The organism is Ellagibacter isourolithinifaciens (assembly GCF_008831035.1).
GTDB classification, from domain to species: domain Bacteria; phylum Actinomycetota; class Coriobacteriia; order Coriobacteriales; family Eggerthellaceae; genus Ellagibacter; species Ellagibacter isourolithinifaciens.
Map to the genome: position 1 here is coordinate 1 of NZ_WAJR01000023.1, position 22,833 is coordinate 22,833.

The 22,833-nt window shown below is 61.1% G+C and carries 14 protein-coding genes; 6 read left to right on the forward strand and 8 right to left on the reverse strand.

Translation table 11 applies throughout. The features are described 5' to 3' along the window. The first annotated feature begins 317 nt into the window (after window positions 1-317). Window positions 318-1,511, forward strand: a complete 1,194-nt coding sequence (locus tag F8C90_RS08325) for a glycosyltransferase family 4 protein (protein ID WP_170264610.1) — start codon at window positions 318-320, stop codon at window positions 1,509-1,511. Between the two features lie 50 nt (window positions 1,512-1,561). Here F8C90_RS08325 and F8C90_RS08330 read toward each other — a convergent pair whose 3' ends face one another. From F8C90_RS08330 to F8C90_RS08355, 6 genes are all read right to left on the reverse strand, one after another. Next, a complete protein-coding gene (locus F8C90_RS08330) occupies window positions 1,562-3,652 on the reverse strand; it encodes a DUF6541 family protein (protein ID WP_158050059.1) in 2,091 nt (696 codons plus the stop codon). A gap of 115 nt (window positions 3,653-3,767) precedes the next feature. Further along, window positions 3,768-5,126, reverse strand: coding sequence for an ATP-binding protein (locus tag F8C90_RS08335; protein ID WP_158050060.1), 1,359 nt, complete (start codon window positions 5,124-5,126; stop codon window positions 3,768-3,770). A gap of 158 nt (window positions 5,127-5,284) precedes the next feature. Continuing rightward, window positions 5,285-7,936, reverse strand: a complete 2,652-nt coding sequence (locus F8C90_RS08340; protein ID WP_158050061.1) for an RICIN domain-containing protein — start codon at window positions 7,934-7,936, stop codon at window positions 5,285-5,287. Window positions 7,937-7,990: 54 nt separating this feature from the next. Beyond that, window positions 7,991-8,980 (reverse strand): glycosyltransferase family 2 protein, encoded by a 990-nt coding sequence (locus F8C90_RS08345; RefSeq protein WP_158050062.1) that lies wholly within the window; start codon window positions 8,978-8,980, stop codon window positions 7,991-7,993. Window positions 8,981-8,995: 15 nt separating this feature from the next. Beyond that, complete coding sequence (locus F8C90_RS08350; protein WP_158050063.1) at window positions 8,996-11,125, reverse strand: glycosyltransferase family 2 protein; 2,130 nt, start codon at window positions 11,123-11,125, stop codon at window positions 8,996-8,998. A gap of 115 nt (window positions 11,126-11,240) precedes the next feature. Continuing rightward, window positions 11,241-12,497 (reverse strand): glycosyltransferase, encoded by a 1,257-nt coding sequence (locus F8C90_RS08355; protein ID WP_158050064.1) that lies wholly within the window; start codon window positions 12,495-12,497, stop codon window positions 11,241-11,243. Window positions 12,498-12,767: 270 nt separating this feature from the next. On the opposite strand from F8C90_RS08355, the gene F8C90_RS08360 reads away from it, so the two are divergent. Beyond that, window positions 12,768-12,989 carry a type II toxin-antitoxin system Y4mF family antitoxin gene (locus F8C90_RS08360; RefSeq protein WP_246155866.1) on the forward strand — a complete coding sequence of 74 codons (222 nt, stop codon included), beginning with the start codon at window positions 12,768-12,770 and terminating at the stop codon, window positions 12,987-12,989. Continuing rightward, window positions 12,982-14,280 (forward strand): type II toxin-antitoxin system HipA family toxin, encoded by a 1,299-nt coding sequence (locus tag F8C90_RS08365; protein WP_158050066.1) that lies wholly within the window; start codon window positions 12,982-12,984, stop codon window positions 14,278-14,280. The genes F8C90_RS08360 and F8C90_RS08365 overlap by 8 nt, the downstream gene beginning before the upstream one ends. A gap of 130 nt (window positions 14,281-14,410) precedes the next feature. Here the strand turns inward: F8C90_RS08365 and F8C90_RS08370 are convergent, their stop codons facing one another. Then, on the reverse strand, window positions 14,411-16,900 hold the full coding sequence (locus F8C90_RS08370; RefSeq protein WP_158050067.1) for a polysaccharide pyruvyl transferase family protein: 2,490 nt from the start codon (window positions 16,898-16,900) through the stop codon (window positions 14,411-14,413). Window positions 16,901-17,036: 136 nt separating this feature from the next. Further along, window positions 17,037-18,500 carry a GH25 family lysozyme gene (locus tag F8C90_RS08375; protein ID WP_158050068.1) on the reverse strand — a complete coding sequence of 488 codons (1,464 nt, stop codon included), beginning with the start codon at window positions 18,498-18,500 and terminating at the stop codon, window positions 17,037-17,039. 365 nt (window positions 18,501-18,865) lie between these two features. Here F8C90_RS08375 and F8C90_RS08380 point away from each other — a divergent pair, with 365 nt between their 5' ends. The 3 genes from F8C90_RS08380 to F8C90_RS08390 are packed head-to-tail and all read left to right on the forward strand — an operon-like array spanning window position 18,866 to window position 22,757. Further along, window positions 18,866-19,657: an ABC transporter permease gene (locus tag F8C90_RS08380; RefSeq protein WP_158050069.1), complete on the forward strand. Its 792-nt coding sequence runs from the start codon at window positions 18,866-18,868 to the stop codon at window positions 19,655-19,657. 9 nt (window positions 19,658-19,666) lie between these two features. Then, window positions 19,667-21,634, forward strand: coding sequence for an ATP-binding cassette domain-containing protein (locus F8C90_RS08385; protein WP_158050070.1), 1,968 nt, complete (start codon window positions 19,667-19,669; stop codon window positions 21,632-21,634). Between the two features lie 7 nt (window positions 21,635-21,641). After that, window positions 21,642-22,757, forward strand: coding sequence for a glycosyltransferase family 2 protein (locus F8C90_RS08390; RefSeq protein WP_158050071.1), 1,116 nt, complete (start codon window positions 21,642-21,644; stop codon window positions 22,755-22,757). Window positions 22,758-22,833: the final 76 nt, after the last annotated feature.

Consider the following 22,833-nt stretch of genomic DNA (forward strand, 5'->3'; position numbering starts at 1 on the left):
TCATGGACCGCAACCTCTACCTGTTCGACTACCGGACCGACCTCACCGACGAGCTCGCGGGAGCCGTCGGGATCGACCTGTCGCGCCAGGTGCTCACCCGCGGGCAGATCCGATCCATCATGGCGGATGTGAAGAAACCGAGGAGCTAGGGCGTACCACGCCAGAAAATGTCACAAGAAAAAGGGCCGTTCTCCCAGCTCAGCGTAGGAGAACGGCCCTCTTTGGCTGCAAAAGTTAGGTTTTACCTCTTTTCGATATCATTCACGCACTCAACCTATAATAAGAGCGAACGAGGAAAGAACCTTCAGGAGGAAATCGTGGCGACCACCGCTGAAAAACACACGGCGCAAAGCTTGCGCATCTGTCTGTTCTCGGCGCTTTACCGGCCGAGCATGGGGGGCGTGGAAACATACACCGAGAGCCTTGCGCGCGCATTATACGAGATGGGAGCCGAGGTAACAGTTGCAACCTGCAACACCCACGGCCTTGCCGCGCGCGAGCGCGAGAACGGCGTGAACGTCGTCCGCTTCCCGTGCAAGCCGCTTTTGGGAGGTCGGTTTCCCCTCGTGAAGAATGACGAGGAAGCGAAGCGGTTGTGGACGCATCTTGAAGACGAGCATTTCGATTACGTGATCGCGAACACGCGCTTCTACACGCTGACCGAGCGCGCGCTCGACTTCGCGACGCGCGCAGGCGTGGTGCCGCTGCTCATCGAGCACGGGTCGGCGCACCTCACGATGGGTAGCGCCCTTATCGACCCGGTGGTGCAGGCGGTCGAGCATGCGCTCACGAAGCGAGATCTGCGCTACCCGTTCGTCGCGTACGCCGTGTCGAGGAAGGCAAGCGCATGGCTCGGGCATTTCGGGATCGAGTCAGCGGGCGAACTTCCCAACTCGATCGATGCCGATGTGTATGTGGCGCAGGCGAGCGCGCGGGACTTCCGTGCCGAGCTGGGCATTCCCGCAGACGACCTCATGGTCGCCTTCGCGGGGCGCCTCGTTCCCGAAAAAGGCGTAGTTGAACTCGCCCAGGCCACGGCGGCGATCGCCGAGCACCCGGATGCGAACGGGCGAGCCGTGCATCTTATCATCGCAGGCGCAGGTCCCAAGCAGGGCGACATCGAGCGGATCGGGTGTGGGAACATCCATCTGGTCGGGCAACTTGGAAGGCAGGACTTGGCAGCGCTCATGTCGCAGGCCGACGCGATGGCGCTGCCCTCCCGGTCGGAAGGTTTCGCCACAACCCTGCTCGAGGCCGCGGCGTGCGCCACCCCTGCAATCGTCACCCCCGTCGGCGGCACCGACGAGCTCGTAAGCGACGAGCGCTTCGGCACCATTATTCCCAATGCGCGCACCGAGACGGTCGAGGCCGCGCTGCGAGAGGCGGCGCGCAACCCGCAACGGCTCGCCGAGCAGGGAGAGAACGTCGCGAGACGCGTGCGGGCTGAGTACAGCTGGAGGCGCACCGCCGAGCGAGCGCTCTCCGCGTGTCGCAAGGCGAACGGAAAGTAAGGTTCCTGGAGGAATTCGCGCCCGCGCGCTTTCAAGCGCCGGCCTTTCCTCTAGTCGTCGATCGCGGTGATGCGGTACAGGCGCATGTCATCGCGCGCGAGCACCACTTCGAACCCGGGCGTGGAGTCGCGCACATAATCGATGCCGGCCCACAGGCTGTTGTCGTCGTAGGTGAAGAAGAAGTTGCTGTCAGGGTCGGAGGGGTTGTACCATCTTCCCTGGTCAAGCAAAAGCAGGTACTCGGCTCCGACGTTCTCGACGGCTTCCTTCACCCGATCGTCATAGGAGATGCTGTCAAGGCGGCTGCGGATGAGCGCGCTATCCTCGGTTTCCCCCCCTTCACCATAGGTGCGCAGGTAGCGGTAGTATGTGCGCATGCCGTCGACAACGTAGCAGAAGCAGCTGCCATCGTTGGGGTTGTTGATGACGACGGCCCCTTCGGGGAGAATCTGCTCGACCTCGGCGACGAACTCCTTTTCCGCGGTCGTGTAGATGTAGTCAACGTTGTTCTGCCACGAAAGCCGCTGCCAGACCAGTGTCATCGCCCCACGGCCCATATTGGGAACCTCGCTCGACGGGCTGATGTCGGCGCGCGGGTCATCGAGGAAAAACGTCCCCCACACCAGCACGAACGCGCAGAGAGCACATGCGATGGAGGTCGCCCACGCAGGCGCCTTGTCGCGCGAGCGGGAAAGAAGCCGCGCGATCGTGCGCGCAACGAGGGCTACGCCCATCGCCGCGAGGGGGATACCGAAGATGGCCGCCATCGCCGCCACACGGTAATAGTCGGTGTACCAGAAACCGGTCAGCAGATGCTGCAGGCGGCCGGAGGTCGACACGCCGACGATGAACATCCCGCATGCGAGCACGTACGAGGCGGAAAGCCACAGCCAGCGGCGTTCTTTGAGCGTCCAGAACATGCCCACGAACACGAACACCATGAGCACGAGCTGCACGCCGTCGTCCATGAACCCGAGCATGAGCGTGTGGAGCACCGCCTCGAGCGGGTACTGCGCGGCGCCCCATGAGTGCTCCACCACCGCGCTCAGGAAGGGCAGGTGGTACACCACCCACCAGATGACGCAGATAAGGATGGCCGCGACAACGGCGAACAGGATGCGCAGCCACCATTTCGCCGCGCCTTCGCGACGGAGAAGGTCGGCCGCGATTGCCGCCCGATAGATGCAGAAGGGAATGAGCCACACGGCCACGACGAACACGGCGTTCGGCTGCGCGAGCGCCAAGGCGACGATGCCGATGACGAACAGCGCTCCCGCGCAGATGCGCTCGCGGCGCGAAACCCCCGTGCGCAGGATCGCCACGAACAGCGCCGCCACGAGCGGCAGCAGGCAGTAGGCAGACGTGTTCGGGAACAGCGGGCCCCAGGCGAGCAGCATCCAGGGGAAGGCCGAGAACATGGGTGCGCAGGCGGCGCCCCAGCACACGATGTCGCGACGCTCCTGGAAGACGATGCGCATAAACGCGAACATGCTTGCGGGCAGCGCCAGCGCCACGAACACGAAGTTCGCGGCGTTTTCCGAAAGCGGAATGGGGACGTCGAGCAGGCTCACCATGAAGGCCGCGACGTTGTACCAGGCCGTCGGGTAGAAACCGCCGCCGGGAAGCGGGTTGATCGCCGCGTCGGCCGCGCCCGCGTAGAGCGACGTGCTGAAAGGAGACCAGTTCCCCGTCTCGACGAAGCAGCGAATCGAGCCTAAGTGGCTCACGTTGTCGTATTCCTGCATGTAGTTCGAGGGGTCGCCCAGAAACGAGGTGAACATGCCCACCGACACGACGATGCCCACCAAGAGGTAGAGCGCAAGCGCGCACAGGTCGAAGCGGCATGCCTCGCGACTGCGCTCACCGAAGCGACGGCGAGGCAGATCGCGTGCGCGCACACGACCGACGATGCAGATGATAAGACCCACCACGAGCTGGGGGAAGAAGATCGTCGCCCAGTTGGTGTTGATGCCCAGGGCGGCATATGCCAGGCAGAGGGCAATCGTCGCCGGAATGCCGAGAAGCGGCGCGAAGGCGACAGCCGACGCCACGTGCATGCGAAGGCCCGCAAACACGAGCGTCCCTGGAACGAACAAGAACAGCGCCCCCGCAAACGCAGCGGCGAAGAACAAACCCCACATACCTTACCTTCCTAAGCATCGCACAACGCGATGAGAAGTCGCAAACTCAATCTAACGAGGGCGCCGCATCGGACGCCCTCGTCTTCAAACCGCTCTATTGTATCAGGAACTGCTGCTAAAGAAGTCCCGCCATGTAGAGTGGCAGCTTCACAATGTCACCATCAACGGCGAGCTGACGCGGGTGGAGGATGTACCTTTCCCCCACACGCTTTCCAAACTTCAATTTGAACTTGTCGAGCGATTTCGTCGTGTATCGCTTGCCCGATTTCACTTCAACAGGACTTACACGAGGCTTCATCGCCGCATCGGGATACGGCTTTACAAGAAGAAAATCAACTTCCATTCTGTCTTCGGCGGTCGGCGCCCATTTCGAATAGAAGTACAAATCGTGCCCTGACGCGACGAACTGCTGCGCGACTGCGTTTTCCGCAAGCATCCCCTCGTTCACATCTGCATCGCCAAGGAGGACATGGCGATAGACCTCAGGCATCGAGTCACCCGTCGAAGAAAAAGCCATCGTAGCAAGAAGCCCCACGTCACCCATATAGCATTTGATCGCTGATTCGCTTTTGCTCAAGGCGAGGGCGACCGACGGGTCAGTGCAAGCATGGCACAGATTCACCGTAGCCGCTTCGTCAAACCATGCAAAGGCGGACGCGTAGTCACGCGCGCGGCCCCCCTCTTCAACCTGTGAGAATACCAGCCTTTTCTCATGTTTGGAGAGCTGACCGGGAATCGCATCGAAGATGGCCTTGAGACGTCCCACCCCACTTTCCCCATATTTATCGATATCTTCCCGATAGAGCTTGAGCACAAGACGTTTCGCCCGATCGGCGGCATCCATGTTTCGTTTATCCGCATAGACGGCAACAGCCTGGGGCATCCCACCAACCAACATGTACTCATTCCAAAAGCGCATCGCTTTTCGATGCAAATCGTCGGGCAGAGGCCTTCGCTCATTAAACGACGCTCGAATAATCTGGGCTAAACCATCTTCCCCCATAGCCCAAAGAAACTCCTCGAAATCCATCGGGTGCAACTTCATCGATTCTTCTTCAGAGGGGATGAGAATGTCCTTGACATTCGATTTGATCGAAATCAACGATCCAGTTTCCACGTAATCGTATCGCCCGTCAGTAACAAGGTGTTTGATAAACTCTCTTGCAGGAGGAAAAAGCTGGACTTCGTCGAAAATCACGAGGGTGTCGCGAGGAACCAAGTTGACGCTAAATAGAGCGGAAAGGTAAAGGAAGAAACCGTCAAGATCGGTCCTTGTATCGAGAAAGAGCTGCTTGAACTCCTTTGAAACCTTCGAGAAATCGATAAGGGCATATGATGCGTATTCTCGCTTTGCGAACTCCTCAACAAGAGTCGATTTCCCAACGCGTCGAGCACCCTCGACAAGCATCGCCGTCGACCCGCAACTTTCCTCTTTCCATAAGAGGAGCTTCTCGTATGCCTTTCGCTTATACATTGGCATCTCCTAGATTGCCGTTTTCTATGGTTTCAGATTACCACAATATGCACGTTTCTAAGTTTTCAAGATACTACGATTTTCACGTTTCTATGATTTGGCAACAGAAGGGCCCGCTTTATGAAGCGGGCCCTTGCACTCAGAAGCATTATCAGGAACTACCAGTACCAGGAATTCGGCAGGGCGCTTGTGGCCACGATCACGCCATCTTTGTAGTACTCGCGCTGCGCGGCGGCGGAGTGCGACCCCGTCCACCACGAAGAGACGTCGATGTAGTCGTACCAGTCGGGCTGGATGCCCCAGATGTCGCAGTTGAGCGTGCGATCGTAGTTGTCAACGACGATTTTCACGGGGAAATCCCAGTCATTGCGGAAGCGGAAGTCGGAAGATCCCCAGTTCACCATCGCGTCTTGCCCGATGGGCACATACGTGGAAGGCGTCGTGTGGTTCTGACGCTCCACGATGGTGAGACCGGCGCGCACCACCGCACCATAGAGCGTGGTGGACGCCTGGCAGATGCCGCCGCCGTAGCCCGAGCCGCCGACGACGCCGGCGATGAGGTAGCCCTCGGCCGCGCCGCACGGCCCGCACGTGTCGAAGAACGACACCGTCTCGCCCGGCCACACGACCATGCCGTCGAAGTTGGAAAGCGCACGCGACATGTTGTACCACCCGTTGAACGTGTTGGTGGAAACGGTCGAGAAATGCGCGAGAAGATCCGAGAAGTCATCAGGGACGTAGGTCGTGGGAGTCAGCACGAAGCGCTGCGCGATGGAGTTGTTGCGCGTATAAACCTGCACGTTCGTACCGCTTTCCGCAATGCCATCGGCAATGTCGAGCGCGAGGCCATTGCCCTTGCACACGAAGCTAAACGACTGGTCGCCCGCATACTTCGGGTACCATTTCTGCGCGTCGTTGCCGAACGGCGTGCACTGCCACACGTTCGTGCCAGGGGTGCGCCCACCATTGGCCACATCGAGCACCTTGCGCGAGAAGGGGAACGCGATCGTGTAGGATCCGTCATAGTTCGTCGAGATCTTCACCACCTGCGCGTTCGAGCCGTTCTCGGTATGCAGCTGCACGTTCGCACCGCTTGTGCGGGAGGCATCTTGCACGTCGAGCTTTACCGACGGGTTGGCGTATGCGCCAATGGTGTAGAAGCCGTCGATGATGATCGGGGTTTTCTTCAGGATGAACGACGATGCGTCCGCACTCGAGCCGAGCACGACATTCTTCCCCGAAAGGGAGAGCGCGAACTCGCCGCTCTTCGAGGCGATGCGGTACGCGCCGTTTCCGAGCGGCACGAGCTTCCACAGCTGAGAATCGGTCCCATCGGCGGTCTGTTGGCAGACGTTCGCGCCCACAGCAGCGCTTCCGCCCTCGATGGCAAGCACCTTACCCGAGCACAGCGACTCGATCGTGCAGTAGCCGTCGTCGCGGGTCGTCACGTGCCACTTCTGCGCATAGCCGCCGTTATTCGCGTGAACCTGCACGTTGGCACCCGATTCGGTCGATGCGTCGAACACGTCGAGGTCGGTACCCTTGTCGCTCGAAAGCGCAAGCTCGTAGGTGCCGTCGGCGTACGTGCTTTCGCACGGGCTGAAGACGAACGATTGGGCGATAGCCCCGTTCGGAGTCCACGTGCGCACATCCGTGCCCGCAGCGCAGATTCCGTCGGCGATATCGAGCGCGAGCACGTTGCCCTTCGAGAAAAGCGAGAAGGAGCCGTTGCCGCTGTCGACGAGGCGCCACTTCTGCATGCTGTTACCAAACGGCGTGCACTGCCACACGTTCGTGCCAGGGGTGAGCCCGCCATTGGAAACGTCGAGCACGAGCCCCGAGCCCATCGAGGTGATTGTGTAATAGCCCTCGGAGTCGGGCTCGATGTACCACTTTTGGGCCTGCGAGTGGTTGCTGGACCACAGACGAACGTCGGCGCCGGAGACAAGCGATGCATTTGCCACGTCGAGCGCATAGGAAGTGTCGCCCGCGGCGCAGATCTCGTAGACGCCTGCGGCAAGCAGCGCCTCGGGGGCGGGATCGGAAACGGGCGTAAGCGCGAAACGCTGCGCGGGAGCACCATTGACCGTGTAGGTCTGGATGTTCGTACCTGCAACCGCAAGCCCGTCGGCGATGTCGAGCGCGAGGCCCGAAAGCTTGGAGACGAGCGTCACCGAGCCGTCCGCCGCGCGCGCGATCTTCCACTTCTGGGCATCGTTGCCGAAAGGCGTGCACTGCCACACGTTTGTGCCGGGAGTGCGCCCGCCGTTGGCAACGTCAAGCACCTTGCCGGTCGCAACCGAGGTGATCGTGTAGTAGCCCTCGCCCACCGCTTCGATGCGCCACCGCTGGAAGAGCGTGCCGTTCGCGGAGGCGAGCTCGACGTTCGCACCCGAGTAGAATTGCGAGCCAGCCGTGGAGAGCACGGCCTTCGAGTTCGCGGCAGCAGAAATCACGTACACGCCCTCGAAGGATTCATCACCTGCGGTTTCCCCTTCTCCTGCAGCCCCACCCTCGCCTGCGGCGGCAGGTTGCGCGGCCTCGGGCGCAGCAGAAGAAGCGCCAACAGCGGCATCAGGCTGTGCAGGTGTTGCGACCTGGGACGTTCCCGCGTCCGTTCCCGCGCCATCCGCGGCAGAAGAGCTCCCTATCGTGGCATCCGCCGAGGGCGTGCCTGAGACCGCCGCACCATCGGATGCGCCGGGGGCTTCCTCGGCGAGCGCGCCCGCAGGCACGCACCATACCGAAAGCGACGCTGCGAGCAGCACCGAGAGCAACCGCTTCGGCCCCTTCATAGTATGCCCCTGCATCCTCTCCCCTTTCTCATTAACGGAGATTCGAGCGCAAAACGCGCCCAGACCCGCCTACATTCCCGATTCGAAACGCGCCATGAAGGCGTCGAAGTCGTCCATCATCAGATTGAGCATTTCCCAATCAGCCGGCGCGAACATGTCGCGGTCGAGCGTGCCCTCCTCGCGGGCCCGCAGGTATTCCTCACGCATGCGCTCGGCGAACGCACGGCGGGACTCGTCGGTCAGGCGGTTGAAGTTCCACCGGTACGTGCCGAGTTTCAACAGGTTGACGATCGCACCGAACGCGCGCTGCTTTTCGGGGTCCTTCGCCAGAAACTCGCGCGAGAGCTCGTACTCGTCGCACACGGCGAACACCTTCGCCGACGACTTCACCGACGAGTTCGCGTTATCGACGCGGTAGTGCAGATACCCCTTCGGAAGGATAGCCGCGCGACGCGCGCTCGCCCACACCTGGAACACGAACGAGGTGTCCTGATACGATGCGCCGGGCGTCCCATTGAAGCGGATGCCCTCTCGCTCGATCATCTCGCGGCGGTAGAGCGCCGACCAGATGATGGGCAGCACGGTGAGCGCGCGCTGATCAACCCGAGGATCGAAGACAGTCTTGTACGCAAACCCGGCGAACGGCTCCTGGAAGACGTCGCCCGCATCACTGTGCTCGAAATAGTTCGCCTTCACCAGGTCGAGGTCGTGTTTCTTCGCGAACTTGTACATGTCCTTGAACATGCGGGGGTCGGCGAAGTCGTCGGATTCCACGATGCCCACGTACTCGCCGCGGGCCTCTGAGAAGCCGCAGTTCATCGTCTTGCCGTACCCTTCGTTCTCCTTCGAGATGAGGCGCACGCGGGAATCGTGGGCGGCGTACTCGGCGGCGATGTCCGCAGACGAGTCGGTCGAGCCGTCGTTCACGACGATGATCTCAATGTCCTTCAGCTTCTGCGCAAGCAGGCTGTCGAGGCATTCGCGCAGGTACTTCTCGACGTTGTACACGGGAACGACGATCGAGACCTTGGGCGTGTCGGAGGTTTTGTTGCTGAACATGGTTTCCTTTCCAAACTATCCGCGGCGTGCCGCGTGGAGAACGCGCTTTGCGAGGTTAGCCGCCGCACGGGCGGGCGCAGTGACCGCGCGACCCGTTCGGTAGCTTATCGAGTGGTAGAACTCCTCGATGTCGGAGTTGAGCTGGTTGATGTGCTGAGCCTGACCTCCTACCGCAAGCAGGTTTTCCTCGTTCTTCATGATAACGCCATTCAAGACAAGCGTGTCGCGGTATCCGGTGTACGCGTCGTAGGTTTCCCCGAGCAGCGCTCTGCAAACGACGCACTCGGCGTCGGTGAGCTGCGACCCGGCAAGGGCGCGTGCTATAGCCTCGCCCCCGCGCTCGCGGGCATCCTCGAAACAGTAGCGGCGAGCAATCGGGTTGCGGATAAGATCGACCATGAGGATCAGATGGCGCGCCGCGGCGGCATCGAGTCCGCACGCGGCCTCGTCATCGCCCGTGAAATTCGCCCGCGCCTCCTCGAAGCCGGAGAACACGTCGTCGAGCATGGCGCGCGCGCCGACAAGCCCGGTCGACGCGAAAGGCAGGCAGCGCAGCGTGGCAAGGGGACGCTTGGTCACGACGATCTTGGTCGCTTGCGAGAAGGCCGCGCATTGGAGGCCCAGCCAGGTAGAGCACTTCGCCTCTTCCGCGCATTGCAGCAAGAATTCCCTGTTAAATGCCTTGTTTGCCGACGCGATGCTCGAAAACGAGAGCAGCTGCGAGGAGAAATCGGAAGCGGGATGCGCCCCTTCGGGCACGATTGCCTCGGTGGTGCTGGGCTCGTAGAAGTCGAACAGGTCGCGCACGCCAAGCATGCCGGCAGAATCGGTGAACACCGCAATGTCATAGGGCTCGCGCTCGCCGACGACCGTGCGCCCCTCGCGTTCCCCTGCAAGCTGAAGCAGCTGGTCGAAGGCTTGCGGATCGTAGACGACGTTCGCGTAGGAGCGAACGAGGTAGATGCCCCGCGCGCTCGCGAGCGCAGAAGCGACGTCGCGGGTGGGTAGAACGCGCGCGCGGCAATCGTTCTCCGTGAAGTCGGCAATGAGCTGGGCATAGCGGCTGTTCTCATCAGCGGGCGGGAAGAACAGTACCTCAAAGGACTGCTCGTCCTGGAACTCGATCGCATCGAGCGCGGCTTTGGCGTCGTCAGCCTCGTCGGCGCATTCTATAAGGATGCTTATCGAAGGAGCATCAGTTTCCACCTGGGGCGACACGAGGTAAGCCAAACGCCCGCGCACGCCATCGTCAAGCCCGAGTGAATCGAGCGAGCGGCCTTCGAGCACCTCGCCGAGGAATGCCGAGAAAAGCTCGGCAAAGCGGACGCGGTCGTTGTAGTAGGTCATCTTCGCGGACGTGAACAGAAACGACACGGCCCACGAGACGCCCTCGCGCCCAAACTCCACCAACGTCCCGCGCTCCTTCCATGTGGTGAGCGCGTATTTCACCACGTCGAAGTGGAGGAAGAGCTGCTTGGCGCCATCTGAGCAGGTCGCGCCCACCGCCGAATCGCGGCGCACACGGTAGAAGTAGAGCATCTCCTTGCTGAAGGCGACCGTTTTCGCAAGCGGGAAGGTGATGAACTGGAAGGCGTGGTCTTCTCCAAGCGAGAGGTCAGGGTTGAGAAGAAGCCCGTTACCGCGCAAGAAGTCGGTGCGGTACATCTTATTGCACATAAGGGGGATACTGCCGCGCTCGTAGAGCAGGGCATCGACCCCCGAGTGGTACACGTTATCGCGCCACGCGAAGGAATCGTCCGCCCACGGGAGCGTGGGGAACGTCTTGCCGCCGAAGACGACGATGTCGGCGCCTTCCCGCTCGGCGGTAGCGACGAGGACCTCGCAGGTTCTTTGCGCGATGTAGTCGTCGGAGTCGACGAACAGGATGTACTCGCCGCGCGCAAGCCCGACGCCCACGTTGCGCGTCTCGGCAACGCCGCAGTTCTCGCGATGGAGCGCGCGGATGCGAGCGTCTTTCGCGGCGTAGGCATCGAGGAGCTCCGGCGAGCCGTCGGTCGAGCCGTCGTCCAAACAGAGAATCTCGATATCGGTAAACGTCTGCTCGATCAGGCTATCCAGGCATTGCGCGAGGTAGCTTTCGACGTTGTAGACGGGGACAATGATAGAAACCTTTGGATTATCCATATAGTGCCTTCGGTTAGCTTCTCGGATGCAGGCACACGCCCGCAGCGTTTTGCTTTGAATGATACTGTATCGCAACAACGATGCGGGGCAGCCTTCGAAAGAAGTACACGGTGTCCTAGCGCTTCGACGTGCCTACTTTGCGCTGAATCGCGCGGGGGAGACGGCATATCGCCTGGCCGACGCGCTGCTCTGCCGCGCCCATGACCGCGTCGAACTCGGATACGGCCCGATCGAGGTCGGCGCGCATGGCCGCTTCGCGTGCGCACGCGGCATCGCGCTCGGCGAGGGCTTCGTCGCGTGCGGCGCTCACCTCATCGAGGACGGCAAGCGCGTCCTCCCGCGCCGCATCGAGCGAGCAGGCGCGGCCGAATAGGTACGCTGCAGGGTCGCATTCTGAAATCTCGCGCATGCGAGCGTAGTATATCGGGTCGAGGAAGTCGTGTTCTCCCAGATCGGCAAGACCCAAGTTGGAGAAGCCGCGGTCGGCAAGATAGCGGTACACCTCGCAAAAGGCGGAGTAGGACGCGAGCGTGTTCAGGTTGTACAGAATGCTCGACATCGCCCAGGTGGCGTAGCTGCGAGAGAGCGCCTCGAGGCGCCCCGTTTCGGCCAAGTAGCTGCGAAAGGAATGGATGGCGCGCACGAAATCGAACGCATGGCGGTCCTTCGTGGCCATGGCGGAGCCGGCGCGCATCACGCGATAGCTGATGAGCCGCTCGCCCACCGTCGCAATGCGCTCGGCGTCCACAAGCGCGGGGTACACGAATGCGATGTCCTCCGAGCGCTGGACGTCTTCCGCGAAACGATAGCCCCCCTCGCGCACGAACGAGGCGAGAAACAGCTTGTTCCAGGCCCACGTCTGAAAGCTCATGAGAAAGTCGTCGGGGCTGCGTTTCCACGAAAACGCCTGGCCGTCGAAGTCGAACGGAGCGAAATGGAGGATGCCGAGCGGCGGATGCTGCTGGCGTTTGCGCTGGTTGTTGTAAAACCAGAGGTCCCACACCACGATCTGAGCATTCGTGCGGCGGGCTGCATCGAGTGCCAGCTCGAAGCAGCGCGGCTCCAAGAAGTCGTCGGCGTCAAAGAACATGAGGTAGCTTCCCCGCGCCAAGGGAATCGCGCGGTTGCGAGCGCACGCGCAGCCCGCATTCTCCTGCTCGACAACGCGCATCTTGCCGGCAAGACGTCGCTCGTACTCGCGCAGGACCGAGACCGAATCATCGGTCGACCCATCGTCGACGCAGATAATCTCCCACGACGATTCCGTCTGAGCGATGACGCTGTCGAGGCATTCGGGTAAATAGGCCGCGCAGTTATACACGGGGATGATAACCGAAACCGCGGGAGCGCCCACCGTCGAGATCTCCGACATACTTCGTCCTTTCGCAATGCAATAACTGCATAAGGGTACCACGCAATGGGCGTATCTCGGCTGATGCCTTAAATGCTATTCAGCGTCCGCCCGATATCGCCTCTTCCCGAGCGCAAGCCGGCCGTTTAGAGGGCGAGCTGGAAAAAGCAAGAGGTCGGTACATTTATGCGTTCGCGTAAATTACGAGCGGATACCCTATAACTTACGCGAACGCATAAATAAAAGAACTATGTGCTATTATTTATGCGTTCGCGTAAAGGGAGTGATATCGTGATCAATATCGGCAGCACAAAAGAACTCGGGGAGCTCATCATGCATGAAAGAAAAGCCCAAGGGCTCACCCAAACCCAACTAGCAGGATTGAGCGGCGTAGGCATAACATTTCTCTCGAACCTCGAAAATGGGAAGCAGACCGCGGAGCTTGGCAAAACCCTCAACGTTCTTGCAACGCTCGGATTAGACCTTCTCGCAGAAAGAAGAGACGATGAGTAACCTTCGAGTTTCACTTTATCGCGAAGAGACTGTGGTTCGCGTAGGCACAATCGAGAGGAATAACACCGACGGGTCTATTTTCAGGTACCTTAATGAATATGCTGACGATAACGCAGCGATTCCCCTATCTCAATCGCTCCCTCTTTCGACCGATGCTTACAGCGAAGACCAATTCCGCCCCTATTTCGAGGGATTGCTCGCCGAAGGAAATGCGCGAGAGGCACTTGCGGCAGAGCTGCACGTTCGGGAAACAGATTACCTCGCAATCCTCGCGCAATGCGGCCGCGACTGCATCGGCGACGTGATTATAGAAGACGACAGCGATTCCAACCCTCAAATCACAAGCGCCAAGAACAGCTACGAAGAAGTGAGCAACGAACAGCTATTCCTCTTTTTCCGCTCTATTCCAGATATGTCAAGAGAAAATGTCGGGTCGCGGCTTTCTCTGGCCGGCGCGCAAAGCAAGATAGGGCTGGCGCATATGCCTGGCAGCCCTATGTCGCAGGGATGGCTTAAACCGCGAGGACTCGCAGCGAGCACCCATATCCTCAAAACAGGCTCCATCGAAAAGCTTGTAAGCCTCGAATTTCTCTGCATGCGGACGGCGAAAAAATGCGGCGTTAAGGTTCCAGAGGTTACGCTGCTTGACTTCGGTAAGCCCGTATTGGCTGTCGAGCGCTTCGATAGGGTGGTAACGATTGACGAAGAGGGATTTCGCGTTGAGCGAATCCATCAAGAGGACTTCGCACAAGCATTCGGAATGACGCCAGCTTCGAAATATGTCGAGCTCCCGAATGGCTCTATCGCTTCGATAGCGCAATGGATTCGCTCTTATGCCGCGAAGCCAACCGAGGACCTTTCTCAGTTTGCAAAAGCTGTCTGCTTTAACTACCTTATCGGGAACTGCGACGCGCACCTGAAAAACATTTCGATTATGTACCGGGTTGGGAAAAGGGGGCCAATACGTCGCCTATCCCCAGCTTACGACCTGGTCAGTACATCGTTCTTCGATAGATTCAGCAAAGAGTTGGCTATGGCTGTCGGCGGCGCACGAGACATTAGAGACGTGAAGCCGAGCAGCTTCGATCTCCTTGCGAGCAGCTTAGGCATCACTTCAAGCTACTTGAGGTCAATCGTCGCGCCGATTGTCGATAATGCCGAAGCCGCAATTCGCGAAGCAGGCAGCGAGTCGCTTGGTCCTTCGCAGGAGTTTCTCCCCTATTTGGCAGACGATCTGCAGGAAGACATCGCCCCGCGCCTTCGCGTCCTAGAGGAGTTTTGCAATCTTTAGTGGCGTGCACACTTGCTGAGAAAGCTATTCAGCGTCCGCCCGATATCGCCTCTTCCCGAACGCAAGTCGGCGAGACGACTCAACCTTCGCGCCCAGCTTTCCCAGCCTGCGCGTGTCGACGGATGTGCGGCTACGACTCTTTCGGCCCTTTCGCGCCCTTCGACAGCGCCTCGCGAAGTTTGCGAGGCAGGGTGAGCAGCGTCGACCCCACGCGGTAGGAATACGAATGCGCGTACTCCTCCACCTCGCCGCGCGCCGCGTCTCGCTCGCGTTCCATCTCGGTGCAGCGGGCGCGTGCCTCCTCGACGCTTCTCCGCTCCTGCGCGATCTGCGCCCGAAGGCGATCCTTCTCGGCGATATCGTTCGCCACGCGATTCAAGAAAAGCTCCTCGGGAATCTCCCCGCGCTTCGCGGGCGCGATCGAGGCGATGGAATCAAGCAGAATGCCCTCCGACTCGCCGCTCTTCTTACGCAGCTCGGACACGCGGTTCGTCAGCGCGAACGCGCGCTGGGCGTCGAAGGCGAGGACGGATTCCAGAGCCGCGATGATGTCCGCAGTATCCGCGTTCATGGAAAGCAGCGTGTCCGCCTGCCCCAAGTCCTCGTAAAGCGACACCACCTTGGGAAGATATCCCAGACCAACGCACGGTTTGCAGAACGATCCAAGCAGAAGGGACGCGTGGTAGCGCATCGAGAGACCGGCCGAGCAGCGCGAGAGGAAGTCCGCCACCGGCTCTATGCGCTCCCCCGCATCGAAGATGCGGAGCGCCGCCTGAGCGGGAAGAAGTGCCCCGATGCGCTCGGCAAGCGCGCGGTCGCTCGAGTCAAGGATGCATGCTGCGAAGACCACGTCGCGATGGGCCGCCTGAACCCTCGCAATCGCGGCGGCCACCCGTTCGGCGAAATCGTCGGGCGCGTTCTCGTACTCGCGCAGCGAAACCGCCACAACCCTGCGCGACGCGGGGTCAATTCCTTCGGATGCGAACCATTCGTCGACGAACGAAGTGTCGGAAGCACTTCCTAAAAACGCGCAATTGGCAAGCGATATCACCTGCTCGTTGCGCACCCGGCACGAGCGGATGAGCTCGGCGGTCGCCTCATCGCGTGTGAGGAACAGCGCACCAAGACGTCCCATGAGGCGCACAAGCGAGCGGCCGTCCGCCACGTCGAGCGGTCCCGCGCCGATGCCGTAGAGCACCGGGCGCGCATCGTTCATGTAGGCAAGCTCCACGTAAGCGGCGATACCAGCGATGTCGGTGTGCGGCATCGACGAGGCAAGCTCCGCCTTTCCGATTGACCAGCGGATTCCCTGGTCGAAAAGGAGACCTGCGATCACGAGGGCCGCCGAAGATGCAGCGAGCACCCGGTCGAGGACGCGCTTGTCCTGAAGCGTGATGGAGTAGATGCCGCGCTCGCGCAGGGTATGCAGCGGGTTTTCCCCAACAGCAACGATGGAGCAACCGCAGATCAGCTCCCGCAGGCGCCTGTCGACCGTTGCCAGGATGTACTCGTCGCCGAAGTTGCCCATGCCCACGTAGCCGAGGACCGAGACAATCGTGCGCGGCGCGGGAAGACCGGCCATAAGCCCCCGCTCGGAAAGCTGCTCGCGCACGCTCTCGAGGGCGGCAAGCAGTGACCCGTCAAGGAAGGGACCCTGCGAATCGACGGGAAGGCGACGGCTCTCAAACGCAGCATCGCTCGATCGCTGATCCGCAACCGCTGCAATGAGCGCCTCGTGCGCCTCGGTAATATCCTTCTCGCAAATGTCCATCCGCTCCGCGCGCCATGGGGAAAGGCCCTCGCCCACGCACGCAAGCTTCGCCCCATCGGCGCGGACAAGAACAAGCGCCTCGTCCGTTAAGAGCGCATCTGCCGGGGCATTTCCGCCTCCGCCTTGCAAATCGTTTGGGACCTTCTCGTCAGCGTCCTGCACACCCTTGTCCAGGTCCCCGAACACCACGCACGCCGCGCTCGAACGGGCGGAGTAGGCGATGTGGGTAAACGTCGGGTCGGACGCGAAGCGCTCGGGCCAGCCGGCGCCGAAGCAGCGGACGGCGCCGCCAAAGCGCCCGTCTGCGACCAGCTCATCGAAGAAGGCGACGCGGGCGGGCGTCGCGTCCTGCAAGCACATAATGCCAGGTCCGAAGGCAACCAAATTTGCAATCGGCGTCGAGGCGTAGGCGGCATCGACAGCGGGAGCGCACGCCCCCACGACGCCGTCGAACCCGTCGACTTCCTCCAATCGCAGCGAGCGCCCGGAAATCGTTATCGCAAAGTCGAAAGGCGCTCCACTCGACTTCGCTACGCTCGCCTCGGCCTCGGATCGCGCAGCGACAAGCATGCCCACGGCGACGCCACGCGAAGCGGCAGCGTCAAGCCCGCACGCGCCTATGCCCTCGGCAAGCATCAGGCAATCGGGACGCTGCACCTCGAAGAAGCGGGACAGCGCCGTAGCATCGAAGGTGCCGGCCTCGTCGAAAAGCTCGGGCCACATTTTCGGCATGAAGAGGAACACCGTGTGCCCCTGCTTTTCAAACGCCCTCTTCGCGCAAAACGCAGGGGTTGCGACGCCCGCTCCCATACGGGCAATGAGCACGATTTTGCAGTAGGTTTTTTCCATATCCGAAGCACCTTCCTTCGGGAAAGGTGCCGCACAATGCGACGCCTCCCATGCGTGATCACCATATCGAAACAACGACCGGCAGGGACGTGCGCCTCAAGCACCGCGCGGCCTGCCGAAACGAAAGACATTCGGGCTAGAAGCTCGAATAGCGCTTCACCATCTCGGCCATCGAGGCGCGCCACGCGGTGCCGCCAGGTTCAAGGTCGGTGCCGTTCACGCCGGCGATGAGACCCGTGTCCACTGCCCACCCCATTGCCTCGCGCGCATAGTCGCTCACCTCGTCCGCGCCGTTCTTCGAGTTCATGGCCGAGCAATCGCTCGACGTATCGCGCCCGTCGACCACGCTCGCATAGCGGGCGAACAGCGTTGCCAGCTGCTCCCGCGTCACCGGGTCGTTCGGGCCGAAGGAATCGGTGCCGCTGTAGCCCGTCGAGACGCCAATCTCCTTCGCCCAGCAAAGCGCGTTGTAGTAGTACTCGTTCGGGTCCGCATCGCTGAAGGGCTGCGAGACGCTCGAAGCGGGGCTGCCCGCCAGACGCCACAGGATGGTCGCCACCTGGGCTCGCGTGATCGTATCGTAGGGCCCGAAATGGTTCGTACCCGAATAATTCCCCATGATTTCGCGGATAACCACATAGTCGAAGGCGCCGCTTTCGACGAACCAATCGCCAGCAGCCACGTCGCTGGAGTAGCCCGCACGGTACATGAGGTTCACGTCGACGCGTCCGCCCTCGTCATCGGCGGGATAGTCGATGCCTTTCACGCGGCCGCCGCTCGAGAGCTGCCACATGCCGTACTCACCGCCGTACTGGCACTGCGAGACGCCGTATTCCGCGACCCAGCGAACCCAGTTGTCGAACACGGGATCGGTCAGGTAGTTCGTGAACCAGTTTCGATTCGCGTAGATTCCCACATCGTAGCCTGCAGCCTCGATTTTCTCGCAGAACGCGCTCGCGATCTTCGCCAGCTCAGTCGGGTCGCCGCCCGTGGCATTGAGCTGCGACTTGTCTTCCATATCGAAGTACACCGGATAGCTTAGGTCGTGCCCCTTGATCAGGCGAAGGACGTGGTCAGCCTCACTTCTTGCCATATCGGCGTTCTTGGCATAAGAGTAAATGTAGACGCCGTACGGAATGCCCAGCCGCTCGCACTCGGAGACGTTGCGCAGCCAGTACTTATCGTCCTGGTTGGTAAGGTCGTTGCCGTAGCCCACACGGATGATGGCGAACTTTACGCCGTCGTTCTTCACGGCCTCCCAATCGATTGTGCGGTTGTGCTCGCTCACGTCGATGCCCTTGGAAATGGCGCCGGGGATGAGGCGCTGCGAGCCGGTCTGGCGATTCACTGTGGCATAGCCGTTGGGAGTGAGCGTCGCGTCGAACTCGGTGTAGCTTTCGCTCGAGAGAAGCGAGATACCGCCCAAGCCGGGCACCGTCAAAAGCTGCCCGTCCGCGAAACGCCAGCTGTTGGCGTCATCTGCCTGCGCGTCAGCTTCCGCAGCAAGCGCGCAACCAGGCGCAACGATGCACAGTGCGCAAACTGCCGCAAGGATAAGGGCGCTCAAGGCGCAGATACTCCAATGTCGCAAGATAGCCATGTTTATACTCCGAATCTTGTGCGTATCGTAAGGGAAGGCAGCATCCCGCTCACCTTCTCCTTGAGTATACGCGAGCGCGCGCACCGCGGACACATCGCACACGGCATCGGCACAACGGAGGGTCCCCACACCCTGCGCCCGCACGACCCCTCGCAACGCGCATGCGCGCCGTCCACGCCCCCGCGCGACGCGCCGCCCACGCCCCGCGCGCACCGCCGCTCGCGAGCAGTCGCGCAACCGCTCGCGCGGGCAATCTGGGCTTTTCATGCGCATGCAGAAGACCCCGTCCAAAGCGCTATAAAATGATGAGTTGCGCCAAGGGCCGGCCCTCGGCGCGCGCAATGCACCCGACCGTTGAGGACCCTATGGCTCAAACCGCATCGACCAAGGCCACGCTCAAGCGGAATTGGTTCACCATCACATCGCTTGTGTCGAAGGACTTCAAGCTCAAGTACCGCCGAAGCGTCCTGGGCGTTCTCTGGTCGGTCCTAAACCCCCTGCTCATGATGTGCGTGCTCGCCGCCGTGTTCACGAACGTGCTCAAGTTCGGCGACGACGTGCAGAACTTCCCCATGTACCTCATCCTGGGCAACGTGCTCTTCTCGCTCATGGCCGACTCGACGTCGTCTGCCATGGGCTCCATCCTCGAATCGGCGCCGCTCATCAAGAAGGTGCGCGTGTCAAAGATGATCTTCCCACTGGAGAAGGTGCTCTTCACGCTTGTGAACTTCGCCATCTCGCTCATCGCGGTCGTCATCGTCATGCTCTTCTTCCGCATCCCGCCGACGGTAAACCTGCTCGCGATGCCCATCCTGCTCGTGTTCATGCTGCTCTTCTGCGCGGGGCTCGGCATGCTGCTCTCCTCGCTCGCCGTGTTCTTCCGCGACGTGTGCCACCTGTGGGGCGTCGTCATCACCGCGTGGACCTACGCCACGCCGTTGTTCTACCCGGTGGGCCTTCTGCCCGACTGGATGCAGGCGGCCGAGGCGTTCAACCCGATGTACCACTATGTGTGCTATTTCCGCGACATCGCGATGTACAACACGGTGCCCGGCCTCACCGAGAACCTCATCTGCCTCGGTATGGCCGCGATCACCTTCGCCATCGGCTTCGCCGTGTTCAAGGCGACCGAGAAGAAGTTCATCCTCTACGTTTAGGCGGAACCTATGCCCGAGAACATCAACACCACCCCACTCGGCGACATCGAGCGCGAGCTCGCCGCCGCAGTCGACGACCGGCCTGTCATGGTCGACGTGGACCACGTGTCCATGGTCTTCAACATGGCATCTCAGCAGCTCAACAGCTTGAAGGAATACGCCATCGCCCTCGCGAAGCGCGAGCTTATGTTCAAGGAGTTCCGCGCACTCGATGGCGTGTCGTTCACCGTCCGCAAGGGCGACGTGTTCGGTATCCTGGGCACGAACGGCTCGGGCAAGTCCACCATGCTCAAGATCATCGCAGGCGTGCTCGAACCCACCGAAGGCACCTGCTCGATCAACGGCAGCATCGCACCTTTGATCGAGCTCGGCGCCGGCTTCGACATGGAGCTCACCGCGCGCGAGAACATCTTCCTGAACGGCGCGCTTCTGGGCTATTCGAAGAAATTCATCCAGCAGCATTTCGACGAGATCGTCGACTTCGCGGAGGTCGAGAAGTTCCTCGACATGCCGATGAAGAACTACTCGTCGGGCATGGTCGCGCGCATCGCGTTCGCCATCGCCACGGTCATCGTGCCCGAGATTCTCATCGTCGACGAGGTTCTCTCGGTCGGTGACTTCATGTTCCAGCAGAAATGCGAGCGCCGCATCACGCAGCTCATCAAGGAACACGACGTCACCGTGCTCATCGTGTCGCACAACAACGACCAAATCGAGCGTTTGTGCAACAAGGCCATCTGGATTGAGAAGGGCCACACGCGCATGATGGGCTCGGCGGCCGACGTATGCCGCGCCTACCGCGTGCTCGGCGGGCATGTGGGCTCGGCCGAGTCGGAGGCCGCCGTGTTCAGCATGCTGAACTCCCCCACCCGCGTGCCCGATGAGCTCGTGAGCTCCGTCGCCGGCGAGAGCCGCTACGGCACCGCTGTGAAGATCGCGGAGAAGTGCAGGTTCGCGCAAGGCGGCAGCCTCATCCTTGCCTCGGGAGATTTCAGCCTGCCGTGCATGTCCGCTCAGGGGCTCTCCGGCATGCTCGACGCGCCCGTGCTGCTCTCCAAGCACGAGTCGCTGCCCGACGTGGTCGCGCAGGAAATCGCAAGCCTCGCGCCGCACCGCATCGTCGTTTTGGGCGGCGAGGACGTACTCTCTTCCGAAGTGGCCGAGCAAGCGAAAGACGCCGCGCGCGACGGCTGCGCAATCGAGCGCATCGACTGCAACGAGTCAGTTGAGCTTGCGCGCCTCATCTTCGACTTCGGAAAGCGCGCGGCCGAGGAAGACGGCGTGTCCGGCTGGAGCAAACTCGCCATCATCGCGCACCACGACTGCCTGGGCGATTTGATCACACTTTCGCCCTTGCTGTTCAACCAACATATCCCCGTGTTCTACATTCGCGAGCTCGGCGTGATCGACGACGCCACGGCAGCGTCGATCCAGGGCGGCGACTTCACCGACCTGCTCGTGCTGGGCGTCGACAAGCACATCCCCGACACCTTCCTCGCCGCCTGCGCCGCACACGGCGTGAAAAGCGAGCGGCTCATTGGCAAGAACCCCTACGACGCCAACGAGAAGATTAACGACCTTATCACTTCGGGCCAGGTCGAGGGCGCGCGACTCACAATCGACAACCTCATCGTGAGCTCGGTGTGGAACCCTGCCGACGCGTTCGCCGCCGGCGCTTGGGCCGCCAAGACCGATTCCGCCTTCCTTCTGGAAGACCCGCAGAACCTCGACAGCGTTGCACACGCCATAAGCTACATCAAGAAGAAGGGCGGCAGCGTGAAGCACCTCACCTTCTTGGGCGATTCTTCACAGTTCGGACGCCTTGACAAGGAGATGCTTGGGAAGGCTGTGCAGGAAGCGCTCGTGGACGCAGGGCTTGCAGATACGGGCGCCGAGGACGCGCAGCCCGCCGAGACTGAGAGCACGGACTTCACGTCCACCGACGCTGCGTCCGCGAATACGCAGGAAAACGAATAGGAGCATCATGTCATCTTCGCAGTTCGCACCGCTGGTTTCCGTCATCGTCCCCATTTATAACGCAGAGCCCTACCTCGACCAGGCGCTCGAGAGCGTCGAGGGACAAACGTACAAGAACCTCGAAATCATCTGCCTGAATGACGGCTCGACCGACGATTCACTCGCCATTATGCGCGCCCACGCCGCGCGCGACGAGCGTATCGTGGTGATCGACAAGCACAACCAAGGCTACGGCGCCACCTGCAACCGCGGGCTCGACGAGTCGCACGGCGAGTGGATTTCCATCCTCGAACCCGACGACTGGATCGAAAGCGGCATGTATTCCGACCTGCTCGCGCTCGCGCGCATGTACCCCGAGCCAATCGACATCGTGAAGTCGGGTTATTGGCGCATCTGGTTGCCCGACACGCCCAAGCAGCGCAAGATGAACTGCAGCTATCACGGGCGCATCAACCCGCCCGTCCAGCCGTTCGCCATTAAGGACGCGGCGCATCTGCTGTGCCATCACCCGTCCATCTGGTCGGCGATCTATCGCAAGCAGTATCTGCTTGACAAGGGCATTCGCTTCCGCGAGATTCCCGGCGCGGGCTGGGCAGACAACCCGTTCCTCATCGAGACGCTCTGCCAGACCGACCGCATCCTCTACACCGACAAGGAGTACTACTGCTATCGCGAGGAGACGCCGGAAAAGTCCGAAGCGTTCGCGAAGCGCAGCACGCTTCTGCCGCTCGAGCGCTGGAACGACATGATGGATATCCTCGAGAAACTCGGCGTAACCGACGAGCGCATCCTGCGCGCGCACAACAGCCGCGGCTTCACGTACCTTTCGGGTATCTTGGAAGTTGTCGGGCTCGACGGCGAGGGCGTGCGCGAGGCAGCGACCCACATGTTCGAGCGTATGGATGCCGACCTGGTGTTTTCCGACCGCGAGATATCCCCTGGCTGCAAGCGCCTGTTCGCCGACCTTCGCGGCCTGGAATGCCCGCACATCGACAAGCTCGCCTATGTGCGCGGGCTTATGGGGCAGGGATTTTACAACCTGAAGAACACCGGAGTCGTGAACACATTCTTCGCAACCACCAACTACTTCAAGAAGCACCGCGCCCGCGAGGCCAACGAGTAGGCGGTAAGTTCCGTCGCGAGGTAACACGACGAGAAGCCGCTAAGCGAGCAATGCCCGCAACCTCCCCTGGTTGCGG